At 71.9% G+C, this 16,116-nt stretch carries 14 protein-coding genes; 4 read left to right on the top strand and 10 right to left on the bottom strand.

From position 1 onward, the window contains the following. Nucleotides 1-75 precede the first annotated feature (75 nt). On the bottom strand, nucleotides 76-240 hold the full coding sequence (locus WMF34_RS16360) for a hypothetical protein (RefSeq protein ID WP_012235776.1): 165 nt from the start codon (nucleotides 238-240) through the stop codon (nucleotides 76-78). A gap of 553 nt (nucleotides 241-793) precedes the next feature. Here WMF34_RS16360 and WMF34_RS16355 point away from each other — a divergent pair. Both WMF34_RS16355 and WMF34_RS16350 read left to right on the top strand, forming a co-directional pair. Then, nucleotides 794-1,726, top strand: a complete 933-nt coding sequence (locus WMF34_RS16355; protein ID WP_437993843.1) for a ParA family protein — start codon at nucleotides 794-796, stop codon at nucleotides 1,724-1,726. Further along, nucleotides 1,723-2,628 (top strand): ParB/RepB/Spo0J family partition protein, encoded by a 906-nt coding sequence (locus tag WMF34_RS16350; RefSeq protein WP_012235774.1) that lies wholly within the window; start codon nucleotides 1,723-1,725, stop codon nucleotides 2,626-2,628. The genes WMF34_RS16355 and WMF34_RS16350 overlap by 4 nt, the downstream gene beginning before the upstream one ends. 17 nt (nucleotides 2,629-2,645) lie before the next feature. Here the strand turns inward: WMF34_RS16350 and WMF34_RS16345 are convergent, their stop codons facing one another. The 4 genes from WMF34_RS16345 to WMF34_RS16330 are packed head-to-tail and all read right to left on the bottom strand — an operon-like array spanning nucleotide 2,646 to nucleotide 7,727. Next, the gene (locus tag WMF34_RS16345; protein ID WP_437993842.1) at nucleotides 2,646-3,713 is read right to left on the bottom strand and encodes a tetratricopeptide repeat protein; all 1,068 of its coding nucleotides are present in this window, start codon (nucleotides 3,711-3,713) and stop codon (nucleotides 2,646-2,648) included. Beyond that, nucleotides 3,710-6,571, bottom strand: a complete 2,862-nt coding sequence (gene glnD / locus WMF34_RS16340) for a [protein-PII] uridylyltransferase (protein ID WP_012235772.1) — start codon at nucleotides 6,569-6,571, stop codon at nucleotides 3,710-3,712. The genes WMF34_RS16345 and glnD overlap by 4 nt, the downstream gene beginning before the upstream one ends. 19 nt (nucleotides 6,572-6,590) lie before the next feature. Continuing rightward, complete coding sequence (locus tag WMF34_RS16335) at nucleotides 6,591-7,424, bottom strand: CheR family methyltransferase (RefSeq protein WP_012235771.1); 834 nt, start codon at nucleotides 7,422-7,424, stop codon at nucleotides 6,591-6,593. A 15-nt stretch (nucleotides 7,425-7,439) separates the two neighbouring features. Next, on the bottom strand, nucleotides 7,440-7,727 hold the full coding sequence (locus tag WMF34_RS16330) for a hypothetical protein (protein WP_044965043.1): 288 nt from the start codon (nucleotides 7,725-7,727) through the stop codon (nucleotides 7,440-7,442). 111 nt (nucleotides 7,728-7,838) lie between these two features. Here WMF34_RS16330 and WMF34_RS16325 point away from each other — a divergent pair, with 111 nt between their 5' ends. Next, entirely contained in the window at nucleotides 7,839-8,738 is a 900-nt protein-coding gene (locus tag WMF34_RS16325) for an ABC transporter ATP-binding protein (RefSeq protein WP_437993841.1), read from the top strand. Nucleotides 8,739-8,889: 151 nt separating this feature from the next. On the opposite strand, the gene WMF34_RS16320 is transcribed toward WMF34_RS16325, so the two are convergent. Continuing rightward, nucleotides 8,890-10,464, bottom strand: a complete 1,575-nt coding sequence (locus WMF34_RS16320) for an ATP-binding protein (protein ID WP_437993840.1) — start codon at nucleotides 10,462-10,464, stop codon at nucleotides 8,890-8,892. 90 nt (nucleotides 10,465-10,554) lie between these two features. Here WMF34_RS16320 and crcB point away from each other — a divergent pair, with 90 nt between their 5' ends. Further along, on the top strand, nucleotides 10,555-10,938 hold the full coding sequence (crcB, locus tag WMF34_RS16315) for a fluoride efflux transporter CrcB (protein WP_012235767.1): 384 nt from the start codon (nucleotides 10,555-10,557) through the stop codon (nucleotides 10,936-10,938). Between the two features lie 69 nt (nucleotides 10,939-11,007). Here the strand turns inward: crcB and WMF34_RS16310 are convergent, their stop codons facing one another. The 4 genes from WMF34_RS16310 to rpsB all read right to left on the bottom strand — a co-directional run bounded on the left by WMF34_RS16310 (nucleotide 11,008) and on the right by rpsB (nucleotide 15,765). Beyond that, complete coding sequence (locus tag WMF34_RS16310; RefSeq protein WP_012235766.1) at nucleotides 11,008-12,012, bottom strand: hypothetical protein; 1,005 nt, start codon at nucleotides 12,010-12,012, stop codon at nucleotides 11,008-11,010. A gap of 740 nt (nucleotides 12,013-12,752) precedes the next feature. Further along, nucleotides 12,753-13,697: a polysaccharide deacetylase family protein gene (locus WMF34_RS16305; protein WP_437993839.1), complete on the bottom strand. Its 945-nt coding sequence runs from the start codon at nucleotides 13,695-13,697 to the stop codon at nucleotides 12,753-12,755. Between the two features lie 9 nt (nucleotides 13,698-13,706). Next, the gene (gene tsf, locus WMF34_RS16300; protein ID WP_012235764.1) at nucleotides 13,707-14,657 is read right to left on the bottom strand and encodes a translation elongation factor Ts; all 951 of its coding nucleotides are present in this window, start codon (nucleotides 14,655-14,657) and stop codon (nucleotides 13,707-13,709) included. Between the two features lie 271 nt (nucleotides 14,658-14,928). Further along, entirely contained in the window at nucleotides 14,929-15,765 is an 837-nt protein-coding gene (gene rpsB, locus WMF34_RS16295) for a 30S ribosomal protein S2 (protein ID WP_012235762.1), read from the bottom strand. Nucleotides 15,766-16,116 lie beyond the last annotated feature (351 nt).

The raw sequence follows: 16,116 nt of genomic DNA, 5'->3' as shown, positions 1-16,116 counted from the left end.
GATGTGCAGCGCCGAGCGCGACCGCGAGGACGTGCGAGGACGTCGAAGCCACGCCTCGCCGCCGCGCGGCCGTGCTCAGTCGTCGTCCGAGACGTCGAAGGGATCCTTGTCGAAGTCGAGCTCGGCGTCGAAGGACCCCTCCTCCTCGACGATGTCCTCGAGCGAGAAGCCGACACGGCTCGGGCGGAGAATCTCCCGCTCGAACTCTGAAAAGCTCTGATACGACCTGGGAAGCGGCATCTGTCCTCCTCACATGTGCCGAGGCGACGTCGGTGCGTCGGTCTGCTCGGCGAAGCTGGGCACCACGTCCGTGATCAAGGGGCGGTCGACGTCGTCCCGCGACTCGAGGTCGAAGGCGGACGACGGCGCGAGCCGATCGCCGACCTGCGTTGAAGCGAAGGCGAAAGCACGAGGACCTGCGCAGGAGCGAGCGGCGCAGGGCCGCGCCCGTCACCCCAGAAGGCGCGAGCAAGGACCCGATCGACGGGCCCGGAGTCGCAGCAGGCGAGCAGCGCCCCGCCGAGGCCGAAGCTGCGGCCTCGCCTCGAGGCTCGACCGCGCGCCCATGCCTTCGCCGTTCGGCCACTTTTGCCTACATCAAGCGACATGTGGGCACTGTAGAGCCCCCTGCCGTTCAGGCCAACAATCCGGCAAGCGAACGGTGGGATGGCGGCGACCGCAGGACCGCAGGACAGACCCGCACGCTCGGTCGACGTTTGTGTCGAGGCGCCCGCTTCTCTCGACGTGCCGATGGGGGTCGTGTAAGCAGCCTGGTCGGACGCGACACAGCACGATGCCATCGCCCAACGAGGGGGGCGCGCCCGGCAAGCCCGGCTCCGCCCCCAAGCCTTCGCCTGTCATCTTCGCCGTCGCCAACCAGAAGGGGGGCGTCGGCAAGACCACGACCTCGGTCAACCTGGCCGCGAGCTTCGCCGCGGCAGAGTGCCGTACGCTGCTCGTCGACTGCGATCCGCAGGGGAACGCCTCGAGCGGCGTCGGCGTGCGGCGCGGGAGCTTCGAGCTGTCCCTCTACGACGTCCTGATCGGGCGGGCGGCGCTGAAGGACGCGATCGTCGCGACCGAGGTGCCGCTCCTCGGCGTGGTGCCCGCGACCCAGGACCTCGTCGCGGCGGAGCTCGAGCTGGTCGACGCGGACGACCGCGCGGTGCGGTTGCGCAACGCCCTGCGCCCGCAGCTCGCGGGCTACGACTACGTCGTGCTCGATTGCCCGCCGTCGCTCGGGCTCCTCACGCTGAACGCGCTCACCGCGGCGCACCGGGTGCTCGTGCCGCTCCAGTGCGAGTACTACGCGCTCGAGGGGCTCACGCACCTGATGGCGACCATCGACCGGGTGCGGAGCGCCTTCAACCCGGAGCTCACGGTCGAGGGCGTCGTCCTCACGATGTACGACGGGCGCAACTCGCTCACCCACCAGGTGGCCGACGAGGTGAAGGCGCACTTCCGCGTCTTCGACGCGATCATCCCGCGCAACGTGAAGCTCAGCGAGGCGCCGTCGCACGGCAAGCCGGCGCTGCTCTACGACGCGCAGTCGAAGGGGGCGCAGGGCTACCTGAGCCTCGCGCGCGAGATCCTGGACGGCCCGCCCGCCGCGGCAGACACGAAGAAGCGGCCGCGCGGGGACGCCGTCGAGGCGGAGCCGCCGGCCGAGCCTTCGCCCCCGCAGAACCCCGGAGAGCGCGCGAGGGACGCACGACCCAGATCATGAATGCCGATCAGAAAGGGGCGCGGCGCGCGCTCGGACGGGGTCTCGACGCCCTGCTCCCCGCGGCGCCGCCGGCGACAGCGACTGCGGCCGAGGGGCGCAGCGTGTTCGTGTGCGCGATCGAGAAGATCGTCCCGCAGAAGGGGCAGCCGCGGCAGCACTTCGACGAGACCGAGCTGGAGGAGCTCACCGGCAGCATCCGCGAGCACGGGCTCATCGAGCCGCTCATCGTGCGCAGGACGCAGGCGGGGAACGACGCCTTCGAGCTCATCGCGGGCGAGCGGCGGTGGCGCGCCGCGCAGCGCGCGGGGCTCAGGGAGGTGCTCGTCGTCGTCAAGGACGTCTCCCCGAAGGAGGCGTTCGAGCTCGCGCTCGTCGAGAACGTGCAGCGGGCCGACCTCAACCCGATCGAGATCGCCGAGGCGTTCGATCGGCTGCTGCGCGAGCACAGCTACACGCACCAGACCCTCGCCGAGCGCGTCGGCAAGGACCGCACGACGATCGTCAACTCGCTCCGGCTGCTCCGGCTGCCGCCGCGGATCCGCACCATGGTCATCTCGCGCGAGCTCAGCGAGGGCCACGCGCGCGCGCTGCTCGGCGCGCCCAGCGACAAGGTCATGGCCGACGTCGCGGAGCGGACCGTCCACGGCAAGCTCCCCGTCCGCAAGGTCGAGGCGCTGATCAAGGCGGCGAAGGAGAAGGAGCTCCGGGCCGCCGAGAGCGAGGAGCCGGGCGAGAAGAAGCGCGGCGGGAAGTCGCCCGCGATCAAGGACCTGGAGGCGCGGCTCGCGCGGCGGCTCGGGACCCGCGTCGAGGTGCGCGACGAGGGCGGCCACGGCGAGCTCGGCATCACCTACGGCTCGCTCGACGAGCTCGACAGGATCATCGCGCTGCTCGGCGCGTGAGCCGGCGCGGCCGGGCGCTACTTCTGCCTGGCGCTGAGCTCCTTGACCTTGGCGCGGGCGCGCTTGCCGATCTCGGTGTCGCCGCCGTGCTTCCCGGCCTCGGTGAGCGCGGCGATCGCGCTCTGCAGCTTGCGCTCGGCCAGGAACGACAGGCCGAGGTAGTAGTGCGCGGCCGCGAACCGCGGGTCCACCTTGATCGCCGCCTGGTAGTCGGCGCGCGCCCCCGGCTCGTCGCCGAGCTCGTGGCGGCACGTCCCGCGGCGCACGTGGAACTCGGCCTCCGGCTTCAGCTTGATGGCGCGGTCGAACGCCGCCACGCAGTCGGCGTAGGCCTTCGCCGGCCCGAGCATCCGCCCGATCGTCGCGATCGTCGCCACGTCGTCGCCGGTCGCCGCGAGCGCCTTCCTGAGCTCCGCCGCGGCCCGGTCGAGCACCTTCGCCTCGAACAGCATCGCGCCGTAGGCGAAGCGCGTGGCGGCCGTGTCCTCCGCCTTGAGCGCCGCCTCGTAGTGCTTGCTCGCGCTCGCGACGTCGCCCTTCAGCCCGTACGCGTAGCCCAGGTTCTGGTGGAGCGCGGCCCGGTCCGGCGCCTGCTCGATCGCCTTCGACAGGACCGCGATCGCCTCGTCCGGCCGAGGCGGCTCGTCCAGGTAGAGCGCGGCCAGGTTCAGCGCGGCGGCCTCGAGCTTGGGGTCGCTCGCGAGCGCCTTCTTGTACGACGCCTCGGCGCCGGCGCGATCGTTCGTCTTCTCGTTCGCGAGGCCGAGGTAGTAGTGCGCCTCGGCGCTGCCCGGCTCGTGCTCGATCGCCTCGAGGAGGTGCTGCTTCGCCTCCTCGTACTTCTCGTTCTTGATGTACGCGATGCCCCGGTCCAGCGCCGTGGACGACGCGCCCTTCGAGGCCGCAGCGTCGCTGCCTTCGGGCGGATCGGCCAGGAGCGGGTCGCGCTGGGGCTCCTGCGCTCCACCACACGAAATGGCGCACGTCGCGACGCACGCGGCGAGCGCCATCGCCCCGAGCACCCGCTGCGCGGCGGGCCTCGACGTCGTCGTCCACACAGCGCGCGTAAACCACCTCTCGTTCATCCGACACTCCCTTCGCCGTCCAGGCCCTGGAGGACCGCGTGCAGCCGCTCCTCCACCTCTTGCGTCCGCTTGCCGTTCGCGATCTTCGTCCCGTCCGCGTCGCTCACGTAGAACACGTCGGCCACGCGCGTCCCCTCCGTGTTGATCTTGGCGACCGAGATCGAGAGGCCGAGCTGGTAGAGCGCGTCCGAGATCGCGAACAGGAGGCCCGGGCGATCGCGCGTGAGCACCTCGATCACCGTGTGGTGCGAGGCGCGATCGTCGATGGATATCTGCGTCCGGACCTTCGGCGTCGGGCGCTCGCGCAGCGCGCCGCCCCGGCGCTTCTTGGCGAGCTCGGCGCCGGAGAGCTGCCCCGAGAGCACCGCCTGGATGTCGGTCACGAGCTTCGGGATGGCGCGCGCCACCCCCCCTACCCCTTCGCCGCGGTCGCGCACCCAGAAGAGGTCGACGGCTTGCAGGCGCACGCCGGCGGGCGGGGACGAGCCCGCCCTCGCGCGGATCACGCCGCCGTCGTCCATCACGCCGTCGTCGCACGCGCGCGAGTGGATCTGCGCCGCGTGGACCTCGAGGCGCGAGGCCGCGAGCGCGGCCGTGATCGCCGCGAGCAAGCCGGGGCGATCCGGCGCCACGACGCAGACCTCCGCGGCCTCCGGGTGGCGCGACGGGACGAGCGCGACCGAGACGCTGTTGCCGCCGGACTGCTGCTGCCGGGCGAGCTCCGAGTGCGCGGCGATCGCGGCCGGGCTGTTCGCGAGCAGGTAGCGCTCGGGCATCGACGCGAGGTAGCGGGCCAGGAAGTCCCGCTGCGCGCGCCGCTCGGCCTCGTTCGCGGCCGGGAGGTCCTCGAGGGCGCCGACGGTGCCGCTGATCGCGCGGGCCATGCGCTGGTCGTCGATGTCGAACGCCCCCGCGTCCTCGCGCGCGCCGCGCAGGGCCCTGTCCGCGGACAGGTACAGCTCGTCGAGCATGCGCGCCTTCCACGACGTCATCGACGTGGGGCTCGTGGTCGAGATGTCGGCGACCGTGAGCAGGTAGAGATCGCGCAGCCCCTCGCGGCCGTGCACCTCGTGGCAGAACTCCGAGATCGTCGCGGGATCATCGAGATCGCGCCGGGTCGCGATGAGGTACATCACGAGGTGCTTCAGCACGAGGTGGCACGCCTCGTCGATGTCCTCCTGAGGGAAGCCGAGCCGCGCCAGGATCTTCCGGGCCATCTCGGCGCCGCGCCCGCTGTGATCGGTGCCCCCGATCGCCTTGCCCACGTCGTGCAGGAGCGTGGCGAAGAACAGCATCGTCGGCCGCGTCGCCTCGGCGGCGAGCCGGCACGCGAGCCCGAACTCGCCCGCGAGCTCGCCCCGCACGAGCGCCGCCAGCCGATCGACCGCGGCGACCGAGTGAACGTCGACCGTGTACACGTGGTAGACGTCGTGGTGGACGCGCCCGACGACCGGCGAAAACTCCGGGATCATCGCGAGCAGGAGGCCGAGGTCGTGCAGCTCGCGGACGACCGAGCCGCTCTGCAGCTGCGTCTCCTTGCACGTGGCGACGAGGGTCCGGAACCGCTCGGCGGCCTCGGGGCTCTCGCGGAGCGCCGCGCAGAACGCCGGATCGCCGGCGGCGCGGACGATCGCGCCGCGCGCGTAGGGCAGGAGCGGCACGCCGCGCTCGACGGCCTCGGAGACGAGCCGCAGCGCGATCGCCGGATCGGTCCTCAGCAGATCCGGATCGCTCATCGTGATGCAGCCGTCGAAGAGGCGGACCCCGGCGCCGAGGTCCTCGTCGCGGCGGCGGCGCCGCGTCAGCGTCGGCGTGGCGCGCGAGACGATCATGTCGAGGGAGCGCGAGATGGTCCGGGCGCTCCGGTAGTAGTCGCTCATCATCCGCTCGATCGCCTCGGGCGACACGGCGGCCTCGCCGGGGGGCGGCGCGCCCTTCCGGCCGGCGTCGGCGGGACCGGCGCCCTTGCTGTAGCCGAGCGCGCCCGCGCACAGCTCCTGCTCGTCGAACGTCAGCCGGTCGGTCCTCCGCCCGGAGTGGGCGTGGAGCAGGTTGCGGATGCGCCAGAGCATCTCCGCCGCGCTCCGGATCTCCTCCGCCTCGCGGGCGACGAGCGCGCCGAAGCGGACGAGCGCGTCGAACTCGCCGACGCCGTAGCGCGCCTTCGCGGCCCAGCGGGCGACGTCGAGATCGCGCAGCCCGCCCGCGCCGTTCTTCACGTCCGGCTCCAGGAGGTAGACCGAGCCGCCGAAGCGCTCGTGCCGCTGGGAGATCTCCTTCCCGAGCCGCTCGATGAAGCGGGGCAGCTCCGAGTGCGCGAAGATGCCCGACGCGGCGCGCTGCCAGAGCGACTCCGACAGCGACGCGTCGCCGACGACGTGCCGCCAGTCGAGCAGGCTCGTCGCCGTGGGCAGGTCCTCGCGCGCGCCGTCGATGAGGTCGTCGATGGTGACGACCTGGTGCCCCACGGCGACCCCCATGTCCCAGAGCGGGTAGAGCAGCGCGTCCGCGATGGCGCTGGCGCGCTGGGCGTTGTGGGCGAGGATGCGCAGATCGAGGTCGCTCCGCAGCGCGACAGCGCCGCGGCCGTAGCCGCCGACCCCGGCGATCGCGACCGAGTCCCACTCCTTGCGGCTGGGCCCGCCGGACTCGCGCAGCAGGTGGAAGAGGCGCGCCAGGAGATCGTCGAGCAGGCGCGCGTGGCGCCGCCCCAGGGCGACCCCGACGGCGGCCGGGTCCGCGGCCGGGGTGGGGCCGCTCGGCGCCGTGCGATCGAGCTCGGCGCGCTCGCGCGCATAGGCGGCGCGGAGCTCGACGAGCCCGCTGGGCCTGGACGTGGGGGAGAGGTCGACGCTCATGCGGTGTCGTTCTGCTTTCTCAGGCGCCCGGGGCGCGGAAGGCGGTGACGTGCGCGTTCACCTTGACCGGGGTGAGGCCGGCGCCGCAGAGGCGCGGCGCCTCGCTCGCGGCGGAGAACAGGAGCCCGCCCGGGCCGAGCTCGGCCGCGAGGCGCCGCGCCACCGCGTCGCCGGCGGGCTCTGCGAGATACAGGAGCACGTTCTTGAAGAAGATGATCTGGAACCCACCGCTCGGCACGGCGTGCACCAGATCGCAGACCTCGAAGGACACGACCTCGCGGAGCTGCTGGCCGACGTGCAGCGCGCCGCCCTTCTCTTCACAGTAGCGCTGAACGAAGGACGGGGGGAGCTGGTCGACGGCCTCGGCGGAGTAGACGCCCTCGCGCGCCGCCTCGATCGCCGGAGCGGCGCGGTCGACCCCGAGCACGCTGAAGCGGCGGCCCGCGCTCGCGAGCACCATCGCCAGGGTATACGCCTCCTCGCCGGTGCTGCACCCGGCCGAGAGGCCGGCGATGGGCAGGTCGGGCGGGAGCCTGGGCAGCACCGAGGCGGAGATGGCCTCCCAGATGATCGGGTCGCGGTAGAAGCGCGTCTCGCCGACGCGGAGCGCGCTGACGATCTCCTCGATGGCCTCCCTGTCGTCCCGCAGCCGCTCGGCGGCCGCGAGCGGCGACACGCCGTGGCGCGCGGCCACGGCGCTGAGCACGGCGAGGACCCGCTCGCGCACCCAGCCCGGGGCCGCGAGGCTGCGGCCCAGGCCGAACCGGCGCTGCAGCTCGGCGAGCGCGAGGTCGACGGCCCGCTGGGCGGACCGCGCCGCAGGACCTCCTCCCGCTCTCGACGATCGGGCCATGAAAGGTCGTCGCGATCAGCCGAGGAAGCCGGCTTTCCTGGCCTGGGCTCCCTTGCCGCCGCCGTCGAGGGCGATGGCGAACACGTCCTTCAGCGCGAGCACGAACGTCTCGCCCTTGGTGCTGCGCGCCTTGAGGAGCCCGCCCGCGCTCGACACGGCCTCGATCTTGGTCACCGGGAGCGACACGCCGTCGTGCGCGGCGTAGATCGTGAGCACGCGCCCTTCAGGGAGCTCGGCCCAGCCGTCTTTGTCGGTCTTCGCCTCTGCCGTCTCGAGGGCTGCCTTGAGTAGGTCGTCGGTCATGAGCAACGTTTCCGTCCCGCGCCCTGCCGCGTCAAGCACGTGCTCGCCCTTACCGTGATGCAAGGCGATCGGCGTCCTGGGGGGCCTCCTCCGTGGTACCGTACTGCGCGGATGTCGAGAAGGCCGCCCAGCCAGGTCCCCCCGGAGGCGCAGCAGGTGGGCAACATGCCGCCGGGGTGGCAGCCGGGGGATCACCTCTTCGTCGACGACATCAAGAAATCGTTCGGGGCGACGAAGGTGCTGCACGGCATCACCATGCACCTCCGGCGGACCGAGACGGCGGTGATCATCGGCGGGTCGGGCGCTGGCAAGACCACGCTGCTCCGGCTGCTCATCGGGCTGGAGCGGCCGACCACCGGTCACATCTGGGTCGACGGCGTGGACATGGGCGCGCTCGATGATTTCGAGATGAACCGGATGCGCCAGCGGTTCGGCATGGTGTTCCAGTACGCGGCGCTGCTCGACTCGCTGACGATCTTCGACAACGTGGCGTTCCCGCTGCGCGAGCACCGGAAGCACATGTCGAAGCGGGACATCCGCGACAAGGTCGTGGGCATGCTGAACTCGCTCGGCCTCGAGAACAAGGAGGACCGGATGCCGTCGGAGCTGTCCGGCGGGCAGCGCAAGCGCGTGGGCCTGGCGCGCGCGCTGATGCTGGAGCCCGAGATCCTCATCTACGACGAGCCGACCAGCGGGCTCGATCCGCTGACGAGCCGGATGGTCGACGATCTGATCGAGGAGACGCGGGCGCGCTTCAAGGTGACGAGCGTGGTGATCTCGCACGACATGGCGAGCACGTTCCGCATCGCGCACCAGGCGTTCCTCGTGATCCAGGGGCGCGTCGTCGCGTCGGGGACGCCGGACGAGCTGGCGCACGGCGACAACGAGCAGGCGCGCCAGTTCATCGCGGCGTCGGGGGTGGCGACGGACGAGGTGTCGCGGGTGAACCGGCCCGCGCTGGCGGACGGCAAGGGCGGGCAGGTGATCGAGTTCAGGAAGGCGGCGGAGTAGCCGGGGAAGCGCTCGCTCCGGAGGCCCTGCCGGGTCTACCCTTCCGTGCTCGCAAGCAGAGCTCAAACACCGACCCTCCGCGCGCCGCGCGACGAGCTCCCTCTCCTCGGGCCTACCCTTCCGTGATCGCAAGCAGAGCTCGCACGACGCTCTACAAACGGAGCAGCGCGACGCGGCGGCCGCGGGGCGTCGTAGCCTCACTGAACCGGGGCGCGGTTCGGGCCAGGCGGCCCCGCGCATCGAAGATCACGAGCGTCCCGCGCCTCTGACGCAGGCGTGAAAGGTAGTCGTCGAGCTGGACGAGGCCCTCGCGAAGCGGGTCCTTCTGGCCCTTGCGCCACACCTTGAGCTCGATCGCGCGCCGCTGGACGGCTCTGGAACCGTCGGGCTTATGGTAGGGAAAGCGGACGAGCAGGTCGATGCGCCCGCGGCCGACGCCGTACTCGCGATCGATGAAGCCGCCGCCGTTGACCGCGCGCTGGAGGAAGGCCATCAGGACGAGCTGCGGGGCGACCTCGGGGTACGGCATCCCGGACGCGAGCACCTCGCCGTGCTCGTGCCAGAAGGCCGCGAACGCGCGGAGCAGGCGCCGGAAAGCGAGGCGGCCATCGGGCAGGCGGAAGCGCTCGGGCGGGGCGTCGATCCGCTCCTCGGCAGACGAGGACAGGACGCGGGCGATCACCTCGCGGTAGATGGGGTTCGCGACACGCAGCGGCTTGCCCTGGGCCACGAGGCCGAGATCGCGGACGTAGGAGGCGTCGTCGTCGTACGTGTCGCCGCCGCCCTCGTAGGTTCCCGCGAGCAAGGGCTCGAGCACGCGGCGGACGCGGGGCTCGGCGAGCTTGCTGACCAGCGAATCGAGGTGGGTGGCGCGCGCGAGGATGAGGTGTTCCTTGGCCTGCTCGACGTGCGCGCGGGTGATGGGCTCGCTGGGCGGGACGGCCATCTTCTCGACGATCTCGCGGCCGAGGGCGTTGACGAGCCATGGCTGGCCGGCGGTGAGCTCGAAGGCCCGGGAGAGCGCCGCATCGACGAAGACTTGGCCGGTGTCCTCGGTGTGCTGGGCATAGAGCGCGCGGAGCTCTTCGTCCGAGAAGTCTCCGAGCCGCAGGGATTCGAGCTTGATGTTGAACGAGCTCGCGGTGCCGAGGCGCCCGGGATCACCGCCGCTTGCGGCCTTGTAGTCGCGCACGTCGCGCAGCCCGCAGAGGATGATCGAGGCGGGGAAGTGCTCGGGACGGCTGGGGAAGCCGGCACGGAGCTGGCGCAGGACGCTGAGGAGGCCCTGTCCGCGCAGGGAGTCGATCTCATCGAAGATGAGGGCGAGCGGGCGCGGGCAGGTACGCGCCCAGGCGGTGAGGGCCGCCGAGAGGAGTCCCTCATCGCCCTCGAGGGAGAACGGGGGCGGCTGGAGCTCGGGGGGAAGCGCGATCTGGGCCGCGCGCGTGAGCTCTCGCAGGACGGCGCGCTGGGCGGAGCCGTAGTCGTCGCCGGCGGCGCTTCCCTCCTCGCAGGAGAAGAGGACGGCGGCGTGTCGACCCGAGGCGGTGAGCCGCTCGGCAACGGCGCGGAGGGCGGTCGTCTTGCCCGTCTGCCTGGGGGCGTGGACGACGAAGTAGCCCATCTGCTCGACGAGCCCCGGGGCCTCGGGCAGGCGGCTCTCGGCCGGGATCATGTAGTGAAGATCGGGGCGGCACGGCCCGGTCGTGTTGAAGCGGCGCTTCACCCGCGCGAGCGTTGGGCCAGCGGCGGTGAGGACGCAAGGGCACGGCGGCCGAGCACGGTCGTCGCGACTCGAGCGAGTAAGGTGGAACGAATGGAGCGGTGGTTCTGGATCGGCCTCGGCGGCGCAGCGGGGACCCTCGCCCGCTACGGGCTCTCGACGTGGTGCCAGCAGCGCTTCGGCGCCGAGTTTCCGTATGGGACGCTCGCGGTCAACGTGATCGGGTCGTTCTTGCTCGGCGCCATCGGTGAGATCGCCGCGACGACGGAGCTCCTGTCGCCGACGCTCCGCCTCAGCCTGAGCACCGGCGTCATGGGCGGCTTCACCACGTACTCGAGCTTCAACAACGAGACGATCCGCCTCATCGAGTACAAGTCGTGGGCGGCGGGGCTCGCCAACATCGCGATCACGCTGGTCGTCTGCTTGCTCGCCGGCGTGCTCGGGATGGTCGTCGCGAGGCGGCTCATCGCGGGCTGAAGGCGTGGAGACGGGCCGCGGTGAGCACGGGCGGCAGGCGGTGCCGCCCGTGGTCCTGGGGGATGAGGCTCAGCCGTCGGCGCCGAGGCTCGGCGCCGTCTCGCCCTGCGCCGGCGGAGCGCCGGGCGCCGCTCCGCCGGCGGCGGGCGGAGGCGCCTCTCCGCCGGACGAGGGCTTCTCTCCGGCGGGCGGGGGCTTCTTGCCGGAGCTGCCGGAGCGGGCCTCGAACATCCATGCGGCCTTGTTCAGCTCGGGGACCAGGATCGTTCCATCGACCCGGCGCGCCGCGCGGAAGGCGCGGAGGATCTTCTCGATCACGACCGCGACCCTCCCGTCCTGCAGATCGAGCGCGCGCTGCGTCACCCGCCGCCCCGCGGCGATCTGGACGCTGGCGACGCCGCGCACCCGCTGCGCCGTGGCCCGGAGCGCGGCCGCGCACTCGGCGCCGACGCCATAGTCCTCGAGGAGCTTCGCGTCCTGCGCCGGATCGGCCCTTCGGGTCTCGTCGATGAAGCTCGCGAGCGCCTCGAGGCCCTTGGCGAGGCTCTCGGGGGAGTCGGCGCGCCCCACGACGGCGTCGACCCGCGCCATGCGGCGAGCGCCGAGCGCGTTGCGCAGGCCGTCGTAGCAGAGATCGCGCTCGCCGATGCCGTCGCGCATGGCGCTCCGCCCCTGCACCTCGAGCGCCGCCCTCGCGCCGGCCGCCTCGGTCGCCGCCGCGTCGTGCGATCGCTTCATCGCCTGGAGCCTGCCCGCCTCGGCGACGAGCAGCGGCAGGAGCGCCTCGGGCATGCGCACCTTGCCGCGCTGCGCCTCGGACAGCGATCCCAGAATCCGCCGCGCCGAGGCGACGAAGTGCGGGACGTCATCGATGAGGCTCTGCGAGTCGATCCGCGTGCCCTCGGTGACGAGGTCCTCCTCGGGGATGCCCGCGTAGGTGCGCGCGGCGAACGCGCCATCCGCGGGGCCGAGCTCCCGCGCGAGCGCGTCGAGGCTGATGGTGGTGGATGAAACGGTCGGTACCTCGGCCGGCGATGCCGCCGGCGCGGGCTTCTTGGTCTTGGAAATGGCCATGAGAGGAGAAGCTATGAGAAAGCTTCAACGCGAGGAAAGGGAGCACCTCCAGAGGGCACGATCACGTCGCGACGATCCAGTCCGAACGAATGCTTGGGGGCCGGGAAAGCGGCGCAGGGTCGGCCGCTGCAGCGCGCTCGGCGGGGCGCGACGCGCGCACCAGGCGAGATCAACGGTGCCACGAGGGCGGCCGGCGCGCGCGAGAGCGGCGGGGGAGCGCGCGCAACCCCGGTCGCGCCGGCGCACCACGGGCGCGGGGGGCGCGCACGGCGCGGGACGACGTGCGCACAGGCGGCTCGGACGCGTGCACGACGCGGAGGCATCATGCGGCAAGCCCGTCACCCTCGCGCGCCAGAGATCCCGGGCACGCGCACGACGCGCCGGAGACGCGCGCACGACGCGCCGGGAACGCGCGCACGACGCGCCGCATCATCCATCTCCCCTGCACTCCATGGCCGGCGATCGCCGTACCGCAGGATCGCCGCGTCCAGTACGACGGGTGAGATCTCCTGCCGGGGATCTGCCTCACGAGAGATGAAGAGAGTTCAACGCAAAGGCGCAAAGGCGCAAAACTACATGAGATTTTTTCTCCGCCTTTGCGTTGAACTCTCTCTCGATCCCTGGCCCGACTCCTGGCGGGTGGAACCAGGGAAACTCAGGACGGGCGCGCTGCGGCACGGACCAGCTCGTCCCACGCGGGCACGCCGAGGCACGGTCGCGGCCCCCGTCGACCCCCTGGGTCATGCGATGAGCCCGCGCTCCCGGCTCGCCTCGTCCAGCCGCACGAAGCTCGCCCCCCCACGCGCGAGCTCCTCCACGAACGCCCCCAGCGCCTCGATCCGCCTGCCCAGCGCGATCCGGAGCTCCGGCTGGAACGGCGCGAGCGCCTCGAGGCCGTCGCTCCGGTCGAGGAAGTCCATCCCGTGCAGCTCCAGGTTCACGAGGGCCTCCCCGGCGCAGACGCGCGCCAGGAGCCGCGCGCCCGCCGCGCCCGCGAGCGCCACGCTGCCGCCGATGACCGGCAGCCGGAGCCCCGGCGTCACCTGGATCGGCAACTCGACGAAGCGCCGGCCGCCTCGGCGATACCACGGCCGCCCCGGCCGGTAAGGCCGGCGCGGCGCCGCGAGCACGCGCGGGGTGTCCAGGATCGCCGACGACCCCCTGCCCTTCACCCGCTGCACGCCCATCGCGAGCGCCTTCGCGGCGTAGTACGGCGGGCACGGGAACACCGAGGAGTCGAACGCGACCCCCACGGCGTCGAGCGCGTCGAACAGCGCGTCGCTCACCGTGTACCCCGGCGCGCGGAAGCCCGTCGGACGCCGGCCGACCGCCTCCGCGATGGCCTCGGCGCCCAGCAGGACCTCCCGCGCGATCGCGGCGCGCGGGAGCCGCGAGAGATCGTAGCGGTGCCCGTACGAGTGGTTCTCGACCGCGTGGCCAGCGTCGCTCAGCGCGCGCAAGGCCGCCGCGCTCTCGGGGTGCGCGAGGTCGCGGCCGATCGCGAACAGCGTGACGGGGATGCCGTGGGAGGCAGCGAAATCAGCGATGCGCGGCAGCGCCGTGTCGTAGACGGCGCTCAGCGCGGCCGCCGCCCCGGAGCGTTCCGGGACGGCGAGCCCGTGGATGGCGAAATAGTTCGGGACCTCGTCGAGGTCGATCGAGACGGCGGCGAGGCGCCCCCGCATCGGACCGCGTCAGCTCGCGGCCATCTTCGCCACCTCGGCGGCGAAGTCGTCCTCTTTCTTGTCTAGGCCCTCGCCGCGCTCGAACCGCACGAAGCGCGTGAGCTTGAGCTCGCCGCCGGCCGCCTTCGCCGCCGCCTGGAGGAGCTTCTCGATCGTCTGCCCCGACTCGCCGCGCGACACCGCCTCCTGCGACTCCTGCTCGAGCAGCGCGATGTCCGAGTACCACTTGTTGAACTTGCCCTCGATGATCTTCGGCCACGCCGACTGCGGCTTCGGCTTCGGATCCTCGCGCAGCTGCGCCTCGAAGATCTCCTGCTGCTTGGCCTTCAGCTCCTCCGTGACCTCGTTGCGATGGAGGACGATCGGGCTCATCGCTGCGGCCTGCATCGCCGTCTCGTCGATGAACTTCTGCACCGCAGGGTGCTCCACAACCGCCTGGCTCGACGCCTCGAGCGCCACGATCACGCCGATCTTGCCGCCGAGGTGCACGTAAGCGTGCGTGATGCCGTGCTTGCCCGCGGGGATCGACACGCGGTCCCAGCGGCGTACCGCGATCTTCTCGCCGATGCGCGCGGTCAGCTCGGTCGCCGTGTCAGCGATCGACTTGCCGCCGATCGAGAGCTGAGCCGCGTCCGCGCCGTCGGGCGCCTTCTCGACCGCCGCGAGCACGTCGCCGACGAACTGCCGGAACGCGTCGTTGCGGGCGGCGAAGTCGGTCTGGATGTTGACCTCGACCATCGTCGCACTCCGCCGGTCGGCCGCGACCACCGCGCGGACCTCGCCCTCGGTGGCGGACGCGCCGGCCCGCTTGGCGCTCTTCGCGAGACCCTTCTTCAGGATGATCTCGACCGCCTTCTCCATGTCGCCCTCGGCCTCCGCGAGGGCGCTCTTGCAGTCGCTCATCCCCGCCTGGGTACGCTCACGAAGCTCCTTGATCGCCTGCGCATTGATGCCGGCCATGGCTCTTTCTCCTTCAACCTGAAACCTAGATAGGAAGAGGCCGCGCCGAGCGGCCCCCGTTCACCACACGTCCGACTGCTGTTGCACGAACGGCCCGAGCGAGGGCGGGTCGAACCGCAGAGGCACAGAAGGCGCAGAGGCGTGAAATTTTCATTTCTGTCCCTGCGCCCTCTCTGCTCTCTCGCGGCTGCCACACCGCCCAGCCGAGCGGCGACGTCGTCGTCACCGCGCCGCCCGAGCGCTGGGCCGCTCCGTTGCGGCTCGCGCCGCGCTACGACGCCTGCTGCTGGCGCGGACCGCCGCCGCGGCCGCCGCGGCCGCCCTGGTAGACGTTGATCTCGTCGCGCTGGCCGCGACCGCCGCCCGCCGCCTGCTGCCCGCCCTCGCCGTGATCCTTGCGGCGCTGCGCGCCCTCGACGCACGCGTCCGCGACGCGGGCCGTGATCAGCCGGATCGAGCGGATGGCGTCGTCGTTGCCAGGGATCACGAAGTCGACGAGATCCGGGTCGCAGTTCGTGTCCGTGATGGCCACGACCGGGACGTTCAGCTTGCGCGCCTCGCTGATCGCGATGGACTCCTGGTGCGGATCGATCACGAAGATCGCCGCCGGGAGGCCGCCCATCCCCTTGAGGCCGCCCAGGTACTTCTCGAGCCGCTCGCGCTCCTTCTCGAGGCGGACGACCTCCTTCTTGAGCAGCTGCTCGTAGGTGCCGTCCTCCTTCATGCGCTCGAGGGTGCGCAGGCGATCGAGGCCCTGCTTGATCGTCCGGAAGTTCGTCAGGGTGCCGCCGAGCCAGCGGTTCGTGACGAAGTACATGCCCGCCCGGCGGGCCTCCTCCTGCACGATGTCCTGCGCCTGGCGCTTCGTGCCGACGAACAGCACGTGGCCGCCGCGGCCGACGGCGTCGGTCAGGAAGTCGTACGCGCGCTTGAAGAGCCGCGTCGTCTGATCGAGATCGATGATGTGGATGCCGTTGCGCGCGCCGTAGATGAACGGCCGCATCTTCGGGTTCCAGCGCTTCGTCTGGTGGCCGAAGTGCACGCCCGCGTCGAGCAGCGAGCGGAGCGGAAGCGGGAAATCCCCCGGCTGGGGGGCAACGGCCTGCATGGTGTCGGCCGCGGGGACGGATGCGGAGAAGCTGGTATCGGTCACGGCAGTGCCCTTTCGGTTGGTCCGCCGCTCCCCCTCCCGCGACCAACCCCAGGCGCGGACAGGAGCGTCCGTGCTGCTGGGGCACCGGGCCGCGGAATGCCGTGGGTGCCAGGAGAGCGTGTGGATTCGGTTCTGCGGCAGCGAAGGCGAGGATTCAGCCTCCGCTGTCCCCCTCGTCACGAGACCGCAAGAAGGGGGCGGTTTGCTACCCCGAGGTGCCTCGCTTGTCAAGCGATGGAGCCGCCACCTCGGCATGCACAATTTCCGTGTGTTTGCGTGTGTCTTCGCGCGGCTCTCCGCGCAGGC

This window comes from Sorangium sp. So ce145 (assembly GCF_051525985.1).
GTDB classification, from domain to species: Bacteria; Myxococcota_A; Polyangia; order Polyangiales; family Polyangiaceae; genus Sorangium; species Sorangium cellulosum_B.
This window is presented reverse-complemented; position numbering and strand designations above follow the sequence as displayed.

Bases quoted from the DNA above. Each gene is read 5' to 3' on its own strand.
- WMF34_RS16360 (WP_012235776.1), bottom strand. From the start codon at position 240: ATGCCGCTTCCCAGGTCGTATCAGAGCTTTTCAGAGTTCGAGCGGGAG.
- WMF34_RS16335 (WP_012235771.1), bottom strand. From the start codon at position 7,424: ATGGCCCGATCGTCGAGAGCGGGAGGAGGTCCTGCGGCGCGGTCCGCC.
- WMF34_RS16325 (WP_437993841.1), top strand. From the start codon at position 7,839: ATGTCGAGAAGGCCGCCCAGCCAGGTCCCCCCGGAGGCGCAGCAGGTG.
- tsf (WP_012235764.1), bottom strand. From the start codon at position 14,657: ATGGCCGGCATCAATGCGCAGGCGATCAAGGAGCTTCGTGAGCGTACC.
- WMF34_RS16305 (WP_437993839.1), bottom strand. From the start codon at position 13,697: ATGCGGGGGCGCCTCGCCGCCGTCTCGATCGACCTCGACGAGGTCCCG.
- glnD (WP_012235772.1), bottom strand. From the start codon at position 6,571: ATGAGCGTCGACCTCTCCCCCACGTCCAGGCCCAGCGGGCTCGTCGAG.
- rpsB (WP_012235762.1), bottom strand. From the start codon at position 15,765: ATGCAGGCCGTTGCCCCCCAGCCGGGGGATTTCCCGCTTCCGCTCCGC.
- WMF34_RS16330 (WP_044965043.1), bottom strand. From the start codon at position 7,727: ATGACCGACGACCTACTCAAGGCAGCCCTCGAGACGGCAGAGGCGAAG.
- WMF34_RS16345 (WP_437993842.1), bottom strand. From the start codon at position 3,713: ATGAACGAGAGGTGGTTTACGCGCGCTGTGTGGACGACGACGTCGAGG.
- WMF34_RS16350 (WP_012235774.1), top strand. From the start codon at position 1,723: ATGAATGCCGATCAGAAAGGGGCGCGGCGCGCGCTCGGACGGGGTCTC.
- WMF34_RS16355 (WP_437993843.1), top strand. From the start codon at position 794: ATGCCATCGCCCAACGAGGGGGGCGCGCCCGGCAAGCCCGGCTCCGCC.
- crcB (WP_012235767.1), top strand. From the start codon at position 10,555: ATGGAGCGGTGGTTCTGGATCGGCCTCGGCGGCGCAGCGGGGACCCTC.
- WMF34_RS16310 (WP_012235766.1), bottom strand. From the start codon at position 12,012: ATGGCCATTTCCAAGACCAAGAAGCCCGCGCCGGCGGCATCGCCGGCC.